Origin of the sequence: Bacillus sp. FMQ74 (assembly GCF_001875785.1) — a bacterium.
Taxonomy (GTDB): domain Bacteria; phylum Bacillota; class Bacilli; order Bacillales; family Bacillaceae; genus Bacillus; species Bacillus stercoris.
In genome coordinates this window covers 44,264-59,573 of the sequence record NZ_MOEO01000001.1, presented here as the reverse complement: position 1 = coordinate 59,573, position 15,310 = coordinate 44,264, and the positions used below count along the sequence as shown (strand labels likewise).

Genomic DNA, 15,310 nt, shown 5'->3' with positions numbered 1-15,310 from the left:
CGGTTTAAACGCCGGGATTTCCTGCTTTTGCGAATAAGCTGAGTTCTTCGACAAGCTCTTTTAAGCTTTCCTTAATGTTTTCAGCCACGGCAGTATTTTCAACATCAATATGCACCGGATCAAGCACCAGCTGCTTCGGGATGACATTGGCGTAGAGCCCCCGCATCACAGTCCTCATATTATTCAGCGCATTGATGCCGCCTTTTCCGCCCCCCGCCACTGCCAATAATGCAACGGGCTTATATTTGAATTGTTCGCTGCTTAAAAAATCCAAGGCATTTTTTAAAGCGCCGCTCATGCCGCTGTGATATTCAGGAGATAATAATACAATCGCATCCGCTTTAGTAACGCGTTGTTTAAGCTCCTGTACCTGCAACAGTTCAGATTGATCCGCTTCACCATTAAAAATCGGCAATACAAACTCGCTAAGATCAATCAAATCCGTGTGATACAGTGCTGAAAGATAAGATGCGGCAATTCTTGTTCTCCCATGTTTTCTTGGCGTGCCATTTATGACTAACATGTTCATTTCGAGATCTCTCCATTCAGGTTATATTTCACTGCGAAAAGCGCTGCTTGCGTGCGGTCGGCCACTTCAAGTTTTGCTAACAGATTCGATACATGGGTTTTCACTGTTTTTTCTGAAATAAACAAGGCTACTGCGATTTCTTTATTGCTTTTCCCGTTCGCGATTTCAGTCAGAACGTCTTTTTCCCTTCTTGTTAATTGATAATATTTTTCTTTTTCCGGGTCGTGCTGATTTTTCATATGTGTCAGCACATGGGGCATAATAGTTGTAGAAAGCTTGTATTCGCCAGCATGCACTTGTCTTAGTGTTTTCACCAATTCCTCGGGCTCCGTATCCTTTAATTGATATGCCTTCGCACCTGCCTGAAGAGCGGGGATGACGTGCTCCTGATCAGAGTAGCTCGTTAGCACAATGATATTCGTCTCCGGAAATTGCTGTATTGCTTTTTTAATGGCTTGAATGCCGTCCATCTCGGGCATAGATAGATCCATTAGCACAAGATCCGGCTTTGTCTCTTCGATGACACGGAGAGCTTCTATTCCGTTTGCAGCTTCTCCGACAACTTCAATATCATCCTGGGTGGCAAAGAAAAAACGCAGACCCTTTCTGACAACGTGATGATCATCAGCAATTACAATTTTCATACCGCCCCTCCTTTTCGGCTTGTTAGCGGAAGCCTGATGGACAGCTTTGTTCCAGTTCCAAGCGCTGACTCAATCCAAAACTTCGCGCCGGCTTTTTCCGCTCGTTCTTTCATACCCTTGATGCCAAGTGAAGGCAGACCGGCATGCGCTTCATAGCGAAATCCTGCCCCATGATCGATTATATCCAGCTCCGCATGGCCCAAAGAAGCAGTCAGACTAACATACGCCGTATCCGTTCCGGCATGCTTTTTGCAGTTATTTAATGCTTCCTGTACGACACGCCATAGCATATGCTCCTGCTCATCAGTCAGAACAGGACAGCCTTTTTGGGTAAAGATGACCTTCAATCCAATGAGAACGCCATAGCTTTTTATGGCTTCAGCCAGCCCTTTTTCCAATCCTCCGGGGCGAAGCTGCCAAATTAACGCTTTCATTTCCGCGAGAGCGTCCTGGGATAGGTTTTGGATGAAATCAATCATCTGCTGCAAATGCTCGTCTTTTGTTAGTGTCTTTGCAGCTCTGGCAGTTAAACTGACGGAAAACAGCATTTGATTGACAGAATCGTGAAGCTCCTGAGCGAGGCGGTTTCGCTCCATTAAAAGAGCATTTTTTTGTTTATATTCGGAAAGCCTCATACGCTGGATTGCCGTTCCGATCTGAAAGGCGACAGACTCGAGTAAATGCAGCTCTTCCTCATCAAACATGGTTTTTCCGGCCGCCGCTACATTTAACAATCCGAATCTCCTGTCCCCGTCTTCTAAAGGCACAGTTGCATGATGCGTAATCCCTTCTGTATCAAAACAATGCAGTTCTTCGGCTGATTCGATGCGTTTGCAGTTCATGATATTAGCAGCCCTTCTAAGCCCCCCGTTATTGAATTTTGTCAGGCAGTAACACTCCCCTTCGCACATCAGCACTTTTTCCTTGCGGCTTAAAGCGGGAGGCAGAAAAGCGTCGGCCGCTAACGTATAGGATCCATCTTCTTCGATCAGAAAAATCCATCCGGATTGAAGATTTGTCAGACTCAGCAATTCTTTTAAAACCTCATCCAGTGTTGCATTGATATCGTGCCCTTGATTTAAGGTTTCCGCAATGGTTTTCAGCGTTTTTAATTTTTCCATCCTCGTTTTGCTCACGTTTCTCACTCCGCATTGATCTTGTATTAAAGATTATACCAGTTTTTTGTATTTCAGTACTTCGTATGTGGAATGATTTTCTTTCAGACTTTTGGATGAGAAAAAGAAAAACCGGATCATTTACAATGATCCGGCTGATAGTAGAATTATTTTTTCGTTGACTCAACAATTTCATCTACCGTCTTCATTACATCTTCAGAAAGGGCGGCAAGACGCTTTTCACTGTCTTCCAAAGATGCCCCTTTTACGGCGAAATAAAATTTCACCTTCGGCTCAGTTCCAGAAGGACGAAGACAGAACCAAGACCCGTCTTCCAGGAAGTATTTCAGTACATTTGATTTTGGCAAGTCGATGGCTTCTTCTTTGTTTTCAGTCAGAAGCGTCCGTTTGCTTACAGCGTAATCTTCTGCTGTAACAACCTGTTTGCCGGCCATTTTCTGCGGCGGATTTTTTCTGAAGGAAGCAAGTATCGCTTCAATTTGCTCTGCTCCTTGTTTTCCTTTCAGTGTCAGAGATTTCAGCCCTTCACGATAAAAACCATACTCGTTAAAGAGATTGATAAGGGCTTCATATAATGACATTCCCTGCTTTTTATAAAACGCGCAAACTTCAACTGCCAAAAGCGCGGCCTGAATGGCGTCCTTATCGCGGGCAAAATCCCCGATTAAATAACCGTAGCTCTCTTCATAACCGAATTGGAAGGTATACTGGCCTGATGCCTCGTATTCCTTGATCTTTTCACCGATAAACTTGAAGCCTGTCAGCGTATCAATCGTATCAAGGCCGAATGATGAAGCTACGGCACGGCCGATTTCGCTTGTAACGATCGTTTTGAGAACAACACCGTTATTTGGCAGGATGCCTTGTTTTTTCTTTTCAGAAAGCAGGTAATGAAGCAGCAGCGCTCCGGTTTGGTTTCCTGTCAGCACTGTATATTTGCCTTGATCGTTTTTCACCGCGATGCCTAGGCGGTCAGCATCAGGGTCTGTCGCGATGAGAATATCTGCATGCTGCTCCTCCCCAAGCTTAATGGCATATTCGAATGCCGCATGCTCTTCCGGGTTTGGCGATGTAACAGTGGAAAAATTTGAATCCGGCAGTTCCTGTTCTTTGACAACCGTTACATTTTTGTAGCCGAGCGCTTCAAGGCCGCGTCTGACCGGTTTATTCGCAGTTCCATGCAACGGTGTGAAAACAACCTTTACATCCACTTCTTTCGATAATTCAGGATGTACAGAAATGGACGTCAGTTTTTCTGTATAGACTTTATCAATGTCTTCACCGATGATCTTGATTAAGCCTTTTTCTTTTAACGCATTTTCTTCGTCCACTGTGATTGTCAGCTCATTTTCAATCGCGTTTACCTGCTCAATGACGATGTCCGCTTCCTTCGGAGGCAGCTGGCCGCCATCATCACCGTATACTTTGTAGCCGTTATATTCAGGCGGGTTATGGCTTGCTGTTACCACAATCCCTCCATAAGCGTTTAGCTGTCTGACAGCGAATGACAGCTCTGGCGTCGGGCGAAGCTCATCAAACACGTATGTTTGGATGCCTTGTGTCGCAAGTGTTTTTGCCGCTTCCATCGCAAATTCCGGCGATTTATGGCGAGAATCATAAGCAATGACAACGCCCCGTTTTTTTGCTTCCTCACCCTGCTTCGAAATGTATGCCGCAAACCCGGCTGATGCTTTGCGCACAGTGTAAATATTCATCCGATTCGTCCCAGCGCCGATTTCTCCGCGCATTCCGCCGGTACCGAATTCAAGGTCTTTATAGAAACAGTCCTCAAGAGCCTGTTCATCCCCCTCTAATTCAGTGAGGCGCTCTTTTAATTCCGGATCTAAATGTTCTGTTTGTTTCCAGCGTTCATAGCTCTTTCTCCAAGTCATGTTCGTCCTCCTATGTATCAGCTTATAGCCATTATTTTATATGAAGCGAGTGTCTCTGTCACTTGATAACCTGAGATCTGGCACTTTCGGCACGTAAAAAGAAATAACGGGCTGCAGACAGCCCGTTATGATTTATTGTTCAAGCGGTACAACCGCATCGTGTAAAAGCATGTTGAGGTTTTCTGTATGTTTGTTTTTCGTCTGCTCATCCCATTGGAATCGCTCGCTCATAAAATCAATAACGGCATCTTTATATGTTCTTACCCAATTGATATCAAAGAATAAACGTCCCGTTCTGCGGACAAAGAAGTCTGCAGGGGTTGCAGTCATCTCTTCTTCTATACTGTATTCTGCCTCAGCAAGAATATGAACCGGAATGTTGCGTTTCGCGGCCTCATCTTTCAGCGCTTCTATCCGGTCAAAGACGCGATCTACGTTAGAGCCGTATCTGATCGCCAGCTGTTTTGCGTCTTTTTCTGATAAACCCGCTGCAATTCCTTCTTTTGTTTTCGCGGTCACGAAGGACATGAGATTTTTCGAACCGCCGACGTGCCCGCCTGAGATTGGCATGTTTTTCGTTTTACATGGGCCAAAATCCTTTGCGCCTTCTTCTTTTAAGCGGTCACGCACAAGATCAACGATGTGCTCCGCCATTTTTCTGTATCCAGTCAGTTTTCCGCCGGCAATGGTGATCAAGCCTGAGTCAGATGTCCAAATCTCGTCTTTCCGTGAAATTTCAGAAGGATCTTTGCCTTCTTCATGAATCAGCGGACGCAGCCCCGCCCAGCTGGATTCGATGTCATTCGCAGTGATATTCAGTTCTGGGAACATATAATTAATTGAATTGATGACATAATCACGATCCTCTGTTGTCATCCGCGGATGCTCCAGCGCCTCTTTGTAAACAGTGTCTGTTGTTCCCACATATGTTTTGCCTTCACGAGGAATCGCAAATACCATCCGGCCATCAGGTGTATCAAAATATACAGCCTGTTTCAGCGGAAAGACAGACTGGTCAAATACAAGGTGAATGCCCTTTGTATGCTGCAAATGCTTTCCGTTTTTCGAATGGTCTTTTTCTCTGAGCTGATCGACCCAAGGACCTGTCGCATTGACAATTTTTTTCGCATACACTTTATATTCTTTCTTTGTCAGCACATCTTCAATTAATACGCCGACAGCTTTGCCTTTTTCGTAAAGAAGCTCCTTCACTTTGGAGTAATTCACAGGCTCTGCCCCGAATTTCACCGCTTCCTTCATGACTTCGATTGTCAATCTCGCGTCGTCAGTGCGGTATTCCACATAGTACCCGCCGCCCTTTAAGCCGTCTTTTTTCACCAATGGCTCTTTTTGCAGCGTTTCTTTTGCTGAAAGCATGCTTCTTCGTTCTGACTTTTTCACACCTGCAAGGAGGTCATACACTCGTAACCCGATAGATGTTGTAAATGAACCGAATGTGCCGCCTTTATGAAACGGAAGCAGCATCCATTCCGGTGTAGTAACATGCGGACCGTTTTCATATACAATCGCCCGCTCTTTCCCTACCTCAGCGACCATTTTCACTTCAAATTGTTTTAAATAGCGCAAGCCGCCATGTACCAGCTTCGTTGATCGGCTTGATGTCCCTGCCGCAAAGTCCTGCATTTCGCTTAGTGCGACCTTCATTCCCCTTGATGCCGCGTCAAGAGCTGTTCCCGCTCCTGTAATTCCTCCTCCGATAATAAATAGGTCATATGTTTTTTTCGTCATGTCTGTCAGCATGCGATCTCTTTCAAGACTTGAAAATTGATGTTTCATCATTACGTTTCCTCCTTGTTGTCACGGTAAATAGAAAAAGAGACCACAACAGCCAAAGTGCATGCTTACACTTTGGTGCTGTGGTCTCTCCTCGTCTCAGGACCGTTCTTATTAACTTGTAGCCATTATACCATAGTATTGCATTATTTAAAAGCCATAGCTGCTTTCACGGCTTTTTGCCAGCCTTTATACAGCTCATTTCGTTTTTCTTCTTCTAATTTAGGTTCAAACCGTTTATCCAGATTCCACTGGTTCGCGATTTCAGAACGGTCCTTCCAGAATCCCACAGCGATACCCGCCAAATAAGCAGCGCCAAGTGCAGTCGTTTCATTAATTTCCGGGCGCTCCACAGGAACATTCAACAGATCTCCTTGGAACTGCATCAGGAAATTGTTTTTCACAGCTCCTCCGTCTACACGAAGCGTCTTTAATGAAATGTTTGAATCTGCTTCCATTGCGTCAAGCACATCTTTTGTCTGATAAGCCAATGACTCCAGTGTCGCACGGATAAAGTGCTCTTTTGTTGTCCCTCTTGTAAGGCCGAAAACCGAACCGCGCACATCGCTGTCCCAGTAAGGCGTGCCCAGTCCGACAAATGCCGGAACAACATACACGCCGTCAGTTGAATCCACTTTTTCTGCATAAGATTCGCTAAGCGATGAATCCTGGAACATTCTTAATCCGTCTCTAAGCCACTGGATGGCAGAGCCTGCGACAAAAATGCTTCCTTCTAACGCATAGTTAACTTTTCCGTCAATGCCCCAAGCGATTGTCGTCAAAAGCCCGTGTTCGGACTTAATTGCTTTTTCCCCGGTATTCATCAGCATGAAACATCCAGTGCCGTATGTGTTTTTTCCCATGCCTTCTTCAAAGCACGCTTGGCCGAACAATGCGGACTGCTGGTCGCCTGCCGCTCCCGCAATCGGGATATTTTTTCCGAAGAAATGATAATCAACAGTCTCCGCATACACATGGGAAGACGGCTTCACTTCAGGGAGCATGGATTTCGGTATGCCTAAAATGTCGAGCAGTTCATCGTCCCATTTTAAATCGTAAATATTAAACATCAGCGTTCTGGAAGCATTGGAGTAATCGGTCACATGCGCTTTTCCGCCTGACATTTTCCAAATGAGCCATGTATCAATCGTTCCGAACAGCAGCTCGCCTTTTTCCGCTTTTTCTCTTGCGCCTTCCACATTATCTAAAATCCACTTCACCTTCGTGCCGGAGAAGTATGGATCGATCAAAAGCCCGGTTTTTTCTCTGAATTTATCATTATATCCTTTTTCACGAAGTTCCTCACAAATGCCGGACGTCTGTCTTGACTGCCAAACAATTGCATTATAGACAGGACTTCCTGTATCTTTATCCCACACAACCGTCGTCTCGCGCTGGTTCGTGATGCCGATGCCGGCAATTTGAGAAGCGCTGATTCCTGATTCAGAGATGACTGACGCGATAACCGCGAGGACAGAGCCCCAAATTTCATTGGCATTATGCTCAACCCAGCCAGGATTCGGGAAGTATTGTGTAAATTCCTTTTGAGCGGAGTGAACGATTTTGCCTTCTTTATTAAACAGAATCGCTCTTGAACTTGTTGTCCCCTGATCTAAGGATAAAATGTACGTTTCCATAAGATGTCTCCCCTTTGATTAAATATATTTTGAATTTGATAATGTTTTAGCAGAATGTGATTTCGTATAGACATAGAGTCCTAACAATACCACAACCAATATAACGCTTACAATCCAGAAGCTGCTTGTGATGTGCCCCTTAAATGCAGCGTTGTAAAATACGCCTCCGAACGATCCGCCTAAAATCGGGCCGACTACCGGAACCCATGCGTATTTCCAGTTTGATGAGCCCTTTCCCGGAATCGGAAGAAAAGCGTGGGCGATCCGCGGACCTAAGTCACGCGCAGGATTAATGGCATAGCCGGTGGTGCCCCCTAGAGAAATACCGATCGCTACAATGAGGAAACCGACGATTAAAGGATTAAGTCCTTCTGTAAATTGATTTGCCCCAATGGCCAAGATTCCAAGCACAAGGACAAATGTCCCAATCACTTCGCTTAAAACGTTTGCAAATGTATGCGGAATGCTTGGTCCTGTTGAGAAAACACCCAGCTTGGCAGCGGGATCATCCGTTGACTTCCAATGCGGCAGGTAATGCAGATAAATAATTACCGCTCCGATGATCGCTCCGATCATTTGCGCCGCAATATAAACCGGAACCTCTTTCCATGGAAAATCTCCAACAAATGCAAGCGCTATCGTTAGCGCCGGATTCAAATGGGCGCCGCTGATACCGCCAACCGCGTAAGCTGCCATGGCAACACCCAATCCCCATCCAAATACAACAACAATCCAGCCAGACTGGAATGAAAGCGATTTCTTTAAATTGACACCTGCACAAACACCTGCACCAAAAATGATAAGCAGCATCGTACCGATGACTTCTCCCCAAAATGCTGTCATAGCACATTCCTCCTAAAGTCACGATTAAAAAGTATGATAGAGAAGAAGAGAATAAAAAAACCACAACAAACCGCTTTACGGGTGCATAAACATTTGCCGTAAAGAGCTGCTGTGGTCTCCGAGTTCTCCATCACAATGTATTAACCTAGTGCAATTGTATCAGTGTATGAAAGCGGTGTCAATCACTTTCCGTCAAAAAGTTTTCATATTTCTTCCACAATTTGGTATTTGATGTTGTGACAGCTACAGCCCCCGCTTTCAATGCCTGTTCTACATCCTCTTCCGTACGGATGAAACCGCCGGCAAAGATGGGAATTCCCGTTTTCTCCTTTATTTCCTGAATGAGTGACGGAACGATGCCGGGAAGCACTTCGATGAAGTCAGGCTTATGCTTGCCGATAAACTCCATGCTTTTCTCCATCGCGCTTGTATCAAGCAAAAACAGGCGCTGAATGGCATAAATTTTCTTCTGCTTCGCTTTGGCAATCACGTTCGATCTTGTGGAAATAATCCCAGCGGGCTTGATATCCTGACATATAAATTCCGCACCGTATTCGTCATGCTTAATCCCTTGAATGAGATCGACGTGCACCATCATGTTCTTTCCATGCTTTTGCGCTTCTCTGATCACGCCCTTCAGCTGGCCGAGATGAATATCAAGAATAACACCGTAAGAGAATGAACTGTTCAAAAACTCATCAAATTGCTTCATATTGCGAATAGCCGGTAAAATCGGCTGATTGTGAAAACTCATCGTGTGCTCCTTTAATCAATCACTTTTATATTATATCGTTTGAAAGCTTTCTTTCACCGTTTTCACGATAAAGGAAAGGTCCTCTTCTGTCAGGCAAAATGGAGGCGCAAGCTGGATGACGTTGTTGTAGCCGGCAACTGTATCTCCGTTTTTGCCGATAATCAGCCCTTTTTCTTTGCATGCCGCAACCACTTGGTTTACTTTGTCAGCATCAGCCGGCTCTTTGGTTAATTTATCTTTGACGAGTTCGATTCCGATCAGCAGCCCTTTTCCTCTGACGTCTCCGACTTCCGGGTGTTCTCTCAGAGCTTGAAGCTCACTTAAAAGCTTTGCTCCAAAATCACGTGAGCGCTGAATCAGCTGTTCGTCCTCCATAATTTGCAGGTTTTTCAATGCCAAGGCACAGGCAGCCGGGCTTCCGCCGAACGTGTTCACGTGGCGGAAACGGTCATAAGGAGCTTCTCCCTGATACGCTTCGAAAATATCCCGTTTCACAGCAGTCGCTGACAATGGCAGGTATGCGCTTGTGATGCCCTTCGCCATCGTAATGATATCAGGCTTCACGCCGTAGTGCATAAACCCGAACGGCTCGCCTGTCCGTCCAAACCCGCAGATCACTTCATCACAAATCAAAAGGGCTCCGTGGCGCCGGCAAATGTCCTCCACCTTCTTCATATATCCGTCCGGCGGCATGAGGATGCCTCCGCCTGTAATAATGGGCTCCATAATGACCCCGGCAATCGTTTCGCTTAATTCCCATGTCATGATGCGGTCGATTTCATTTGCGCTCTCAAGCGTATCAGCATCATCAGGATTCCGGTATAGATCTGGCGGAGCTGCATGCAGGAACCCTTGGCTTAAAGGCTCGTATTTATATTTCCGCTGCGCCTGTCCGGTCGCTGAGAGCGCTCCCAATGTATTGCCGTGGTATGCCCGATATCTTGAGATGAATTTATAACGGCTGTGGTCGCCGTTTTGCAGATGGTACTGGCGGGCAATTTTAAAAGCAGTTTCGTTAGCTTCCGATCCGCTGTTGGAAAAAAAGATAACATAATCGCCGCCAAGCCATTCATTCAGCTTTTCCGCCAGTTGAATAGCGGGTGCATGACTTTGCGTTAACGGGTAATAAGGCAGCTCCTTTAATTGCTCATAGGCAGCCTCCGCAAGCTCCTTTCTGCCGTAACCAATATTGACGCACCACAAACCGGACATCGCATCCAAATAGCGTCGTCCGTCTATGTCGGTCACCCAGGCCCCTTCGGCCTTCTGGGCAATCAGGCTGTCCGCTTGATGCGCTCCCTTCATGGCATGCCACACAAATTGCTCATCTTTTTGCTTTAATCCCTGATTTTGCTGAATGTTTTCCATCCCCATCATCTCCATTTCATTAGCGTACCCTAAAATGCCAATTCATTGAAACAGACCTTCTCTTTATGTGATGTCTTGGTGATGATTTCCCTGCCTTCAATATAAAGCCAGACGGGGCCAGAGTCAATAAACCGTGTAAATAATAAAACGTCCTCTTTCCTCAAGAAGAAAGAAGATGCAGCATCGTACTGATAAAGGTCGCACACGAAACGACTTGGACAGCCATTGCAATAGCAATGTGAAACATATCTATTTTCTGTATGATATAGAAAATTATGGAAATACAGAAACTTCATAAGGCACCTTCCAATATACAATTTACTTTAAAGAAAACGTATCAATTCCGCTTTTGCTTTAAAAAAACCCGCCAATTCAGGCGGGTTTCCGGATTATTTCTTATAGTGAATATGATAAATATCACGCCGCCTGTCTTTTAGCTGGCGCACTGTGCCGTTTTGGCGCTGTCTTCTGAGAATTTCCAGGTCAACATCGCCGATGACGACCATTTCAATATTCGGGTTTGTTTCGCCGACAATACCGTCTCGGGCGAATTCAAAATCAGACGGGGCAAAGATGCCTGACTGGGCGTATTGGATATCCATGTTTTCCGTTTGCGGCAGGTTTCCAACCGTTCCCGAGATAACGGTATAAATTTGATTTTCAACCGCTCTAGCCTGCGAACAGTATCTGACACGCAAATAGCCTTGACGGTCTTCTGTACAAAATGGCGTAAAGATGATTTTTGCGCCTTTATCAGCTGCAATCCGGGCAAGCTCAGGAAATTCAATGTCATAACAGATCTGGATCGCAATTTTTCCGCAGTCTGTATCAAACACACGAACCTGGTCTCCTGCGCTGATTCCCCACCATTTGCGTTCATTCGGCGTAATATGGAGTTTATATTGCTTCTCGATCGTTCCGTCCCGTCTGAACAGGTAAGCGATATTATAAATTTTGCCTTCCTCTTCGACGAAATGAGACCCGCCGATAATGTTGACGTTATACTTCACAGCCAAATCAGTAAAAAGGCTGATGTAATCTTCTGTATACTCGGTAATTCTCTGTACCGCCAAGCTCGGTGACCGTTCCTCAAGGAAGGACATCAGCTGGGTTGTGAAAATTTCCGGGAACACCGCAAAATCAGATCGCGCGTCAGAAGCAACATCGACATAGTATTCTACTTGATTCGCAAATTCCTCAAAGGAGTAAATTTTCTTCATTTCATATTGGATCACACAAATTCTCACAGGGAACGCTGACTTATAATAGCGCTTTGTCTGTTGCGGTAGATAATCGACATTATTCCATTCCATCAGCGTCGCATACTTGATCGAAGCTGTATCATCCGGGAGATAATTCGGGTTAATTCGCATAAGGGTAAAGCCGTTCATCAGCTGAAAAGAAAGAACCGGATCGTAAATTTGGTGGCGTGTCACCTGTTCAACATACTCTCTCGCTGTCATTTCCTCTGCATACTTGTGATAGTTTGGAATCCGTCCGCCTATGATGATGCTTTTTAGGTTTAAGCGTCTCGCTAAATCCTTTCTCGCCTCGTACAAACGATGGCCGATCTTCATCCGTCTGTATTTCGGATGCACCATGACCTCAATTCCATACATATTCAAGCCGTCAGGATTATGGTTGGTGATATAACCGTCATCTGTAATGTCCTGCCACGTGTGGCGGTCATCATATTCATCAAAGTTAATCAGGAGACTTGAGCACGAACCGATAATTTCACCTTCGAATTCTGCACAAAACTGCCCGTCTGGAAAATGCTCCAAATGGCTGATTAAATGCTCTCGCTTCCAAGGCTCCATCCCCGGAAAGCAGTCCTTTTGAAGATCGATAATCTTATCGATGTCTTTCTCTTCGATATTGCGGATAACCATTTTCTTTTCAAACCGGGTCAAATCTAATTTCTCAGACAACCTGCTCGCTCCTTTCTAGTTTTGTGAGTTCAGATGATCAAGCAATAGGGCGAGTTCCATTTCCGCCATTGATTCAAGCCTGTGATCATAGTCTTCAAACATCAAGGTGCCCGTTACTTTATTCGGGACAATGACACACTTCATTCCTGCGCGTTTCGCAGCAATCGAACCATTGACAGAATCCTCAAACGCGAGACATTCCGCTGGCGATACCCCGAGGTTCTTTGCCGCCAATAAATAGAGCTCAGGATTCGGCTTCACCTCTTCCACATCATCCGCCGTTTGAATAACCTCAAAATCATCAAACAGGCCGATTTGCTTCAAATGGCCCGACACCCATTTATAATCAGAGCTGGAGGCCAGGCCTACTTTTAAGCCTAAATCCTTTGCCGCATTCAAATACGCTTCGACACCAGGTCTCGCTTTTTCTGTTTCCATGCGTTTGGCGAACCGCTCTCTTCTCAATTTTGTGAGCTCTTCATGGTTCAGCTTTTTCCCAATCTGCTCTTCTAAATATTCAAAAGGCCGGAATCCCGCTGCAGTTCCGATGACCTTTCCCCAGACAGATAGCGGCAGCACTGAGCCGTGCTCTTCAAATATTTCCTGAAGGACCTCATATTCGTGTGTTTCTGTATCTAGAATAAGTCCGTCAAAATCAAAAATTAACGCTTTAATCACTCGGTACAACTCCTTTAGTCCGAATTGAGACATATGTATACACTCACTATACCCCGAAACAAGTCTGCTTTCAAAAAGTAAGGTTTATGTGAAGAAAGAGCCTGCACACTGCAAGCTCTTTCTATTTAATGAATGTTTTGGTGAGAAATGTTTGTCAGCGCTGCTCCCGCAGACTCGTTCGACATCTGATTGACTGCCAGGTCTCCAAGCGCAACGATCCCGACTAGATTGTTTTGATCTACAATAGGAAGGCGGCGGATTTGGTGCTGGGCCATCAGCTGCGACGCGTCTTCCAGACTCATATTAGGGTTTCCTGATACGAGTTCTGTTGACATCACTTCTGAAACGGGTGTCTGGCCATCACGGCCCTGAGCTGTAGTTCTTAATGCAATGTCACGGTCAGTCAGCATTCCTTTTAAAACACCTTGCTCTACAACGGGAATCGCCCCGACGTTATGCTGTTTCATTAGAGAAGCCGCTTCCTGAATCGTTTGATTCGGAGAAACGGTTGCCACCTGCGTTGTCATTGTATCTTTAACTGAACTCATTGTCAGCACCCCTTTCAATCATTAGTATGTTCAGACACGAGCCGTTTAAAAAGGGAGTTAGAGGAAAGGTTTTATGATATGATTTCTCTGATACAAAAAAGAGCTTTTCTGAAAATAGAAAAGCTCTTACCGCCTAATTATATCAGCCTTCTTTGACCGAAAAAGGCTTTGTTTGCCTTCTTTTGAAAGTCAGAAAAAGCAAACGGAAAATAAATCCCAAAATCATTCAGCATCTTGCTGTTTTTTTCAAAAATCGCCTGATCACTCACATCAGAGTGCGGCGAAGGCTTGGTCAGGATAATATGTATCATTTGCAGACAAGCCATAATTTGAAATGCTTCTTTTAATGTTCCTTGGTAATAATGGTTATTTAAAGACAGAACGCCTTTCTTTTTAAAGCGCTGAATGTCCAGCTCGGAGAAATAAAGAGGAAAGACATCATGGATCAGCTCCATAGACAGCTCCTTGATAAAGCTCTCCTGTTCTGCAGTTGCTGCGTTCACAATTCTCACGTCAATCACCTTTCTTGCCATCGAATATCCTAAGTCTTAATCAAGAATAGCACAGAAAAAAACGCGAAAGCTAAGGTAAGTGTTTCCTATGAGAAACAGCAGCCTTCCGCTTCGAAAAGGAGCCATTTGACATGAAACAAAAAGGCAGAGGGCTTGAGATCCTCATCAATGAAAAACAGGACGGCCAATGGCTGTTTTCAATACTCAAAACAGCGCTCAAAGCTTCTAAACCCGTGATACAAGACTGGATGACCCATCATCAGATACAGGTCAATCACGAATCCGTCTTAAACAATATGATTGTAAAAAAGGGAGACCGCGTGTTCATTGATCTTCAGGAAAGTGAAGATTCGTCCGTCATTCCGGAGTATGGAGAGCTTGATATTTTATTTGAGGACAATCACATGCTCATCGTCAATAAACCCGCTGGCATAGCGACGCACCCGAATGAGGATGGGCAAACAGGCACATTGGCTAATTTGATCGCGTATCATTATCAGATAAATGGCGAAACATGTAAGGTGCGCCACGTCCACCGTCTGGATCAGGATACATCTGGCGCTATCGTTTTTGCCAAGCATCGTTTGGCACACGCCATCTTAGACCAGCAGTTAGAGAAGAAAACGCTGAAGCGCACATATACCGCCATCGCTGAAGGAAAGCTACGGACGAAAAAAGGGACAATTGATTCGCCGATCGGCAGAGACCGATCACACCCGACAAGACGCCGGATTTCACCAGGCGGGCAAACAGCCATCACTCATTTCAAGGTAATGGCCAGCAATGCGAAAGAACGGCTGTCGCTCGTTGAATTAGAGTTAGAAACAGGAAGAACACACCAAATTCGTGTTCATATGGCGAGCATCGGCCATCCATTGGTAGGAGACTCGCTTTACGGAGGCGGGAACAAGCTGTTAAACAGACAGGCGCTGCATGCCAAAAAGGTACAGGCCGTTCACCCGATAACCGGCGAGCTGATTGTTGCCGAAGCGCCTTTCCCGGCTGATATAGAAATCCTATGTTCTACATATTTTTCATGAAGAA

General features: G+C 45.2%; 14 protein-coding genes. 1 reads left to right on the top strand and 13 read right to left on the bottom strand.

From position 1 onward, the window contains the following. Positions 1–4: 4 nt before the first annotated feature. The 13 genes from yhdA to BLL41_RS00265 all read right to left on the bottom strand — a co-directional run bounded on the left by yhdA (position 5) and on the right by BLL41_RS00265 (position 14,287). Positions 5–529 (bottom strand): FMN-dependent NADPH-azoreductase, encoded by a 525-nt coding sequence (yhdA, locus tag BLL41_RS00330; protein ID WP_071576370.1) that lies wholly within the window; start codon positions 527–529, stop codon positions 5–7. Then, positions 526–1,173 (bottom strand): two-component system response regulator YhcZ, encoded by a 648-nt coding sequence (gene yhcZ, locus BLL41_RS00325; protein ID WP_071576369.1) that lies wholly within the window; start codon positions 1,171–1,173, stop codon positions 526–528. Before yhcZ ends, yhdA begins: the two co-directional genes overlap by 4 nt. Then, positions 1,170–2,309 (bottom strand): two-component system sensor histidine kinase YhcY, encoded by a 1,140-nt coding sequence (gene yhcY, locus BLL41_RS00320; RefSeq protein ID WP_071576368.1) that lies wholly within the window; start codon positions 2,307–2,309, stop codon positions 1,170–1,172. Before yhcY ends, yhcZ begins: the two co-directional genes overlap by 4 nt. 146 nt (positions 2,310–2,455) lie before the next feature. After that, positions 2,456–4,201 (bottom strand): phospho-sugar mutase, encoded by a 1,746-nt coding sequence (locus BLL41_RS00315; RefSeq protein ID WP_071576367.1) that lies wholly within the window; start codon positions 4,199–4,201, stop codon positions 2,456–2,458. A gap of 132 nt (positions 4,202–4,333) precedes the next feature. Beyond that, positions 4,334–6,001, bottom strand: a complete 1,668-nt coding sequence (gene glpD, locus BLL41_RS00310) for a glycerol-3-phosphate dehydrogenase (protein WP_071576366.1) — start codon at positions 5,999–6,001, stop codon at positions 4,334–4,336. Positions 6,002–6,141: 140 nt separating this feature from the next. Next, positions 6,142–7,632 carry a glycerol kinase GlpK gene (gene glpK, locus BLL41_RS00305; RefSeq protein WP_071576365.1) on the bottom strand — a complete coding sequence of 497 codons (1,491 nt, stop codon included), beginning with the start codon at positions 7,630–7,632 and terminating at the stop codon, positions 6,142–6,144. A gap of 18 nt (positions 7,633–7,650) precedes the next feature. Further along, positions 7,651–8,475 carry a glycerol uptake facilitator protein GlpF gene (gene glpF / locus BLL41_RS00300; RefSeq protein ID WP_003233386.1) on the bottom strand — a complete coding sequence of 275 codons (825 nt, stop codon included), beginning with the start codon at positions 8,473–8,475 and terminating at the stop codon, positions 7,651–7,653. Between the two features lie 178 nt (positions 8,476–8,653). Continuing rightward, positions 8,654–9,229 (bottom strand): glycerol uptake operon antiterminator GlpP, encoded by a 576-nt coding sequence (glpP, locus tag BLL41_RS00295; protein WP_041521282.1) that lies wholly within the window; start codon positions 9,227–9,229, stop codon positions 8,654–8,656. A gap of 30 nt (positions 9,230–9,259) precedes the next feature. Beyond that, positions 9,260–10,612: an aspartate aminotransferase family protein gene (locus BLL41_RS00290; protein WP_083427884.1), complete on the bottom strand. Its 1,353-nt coding sequence runs from the start codon at positions 10,610–10,612 to the stop codon at positions 9,260–9,262. Positions 10,613–10,986: 374 nt separating this feature from the next. Next, the gene (locus BLL41_RS00280) at positions 10,987–12,528 is read right to left on the bottom strand and encodes a bifunctional GNAT family N-acetyltransferase/carbon-nitrogen hydrolase family protein (protein WP_014663331.1); all 1,542 of its coding nucleotides are present in this window, start codon (positions 12,526–12,528) and stop codon (positions 10,987–10,989) included. 15 nt (positions 12,529–12,543) lie between these two features. Next, a complete protein-coding gene (locus BLL41_RS00275; protein WP_014663330.1) occupies positions 12,544–13,206 on the bottom strand; it encodes an HAD family hydrolase in 663 nt (220 codons plus the stop codon). A gap of 125 nt (positions 13,207–13,331) precedes the next feature. Then, on the bottom strand, positions 13,332–13,754 hold the full coding sequence (locus tag BLL41_RS00270; RefSeq protein ID WP_071576362.1) for a CBS domain-containing protein: 423 nt from the start codon (positions 13,752–13,754) through the stop codon (positions 13,332–13,334). 137 nt (positions 13,755–13,891) lie between these two features. Beyond that, the gene (locus BLL41_RS00265) at positions 13,892–14,287 is read right to left on the bottom strand and encodes a YhcU family protein (RefSeq protein ID WP_071576361.1); all 396 of its coding nucleotides are present in this window, start codon (positions 14,285–14,287) and stop codon (positions 13,892–13,894) included. 110 nt (positions 14,288–14,397) lie between these two features. Between BLL41_RS00265 and BLL41_RS00260 the strand changes: the two genes are divergently transcribed. After that, a complete protein-coding gene (locus BLL41_RS00260) occupies positions 14,398–15,306 on the top strand; it encodes an RluA family pseudouridine synthase (protein WP_071576360.1) in 909 nt (302 codons plus the stop codon). The last annotated feature ends 4 nt before the right edge of the window (positions 15,307–15,310 follow it).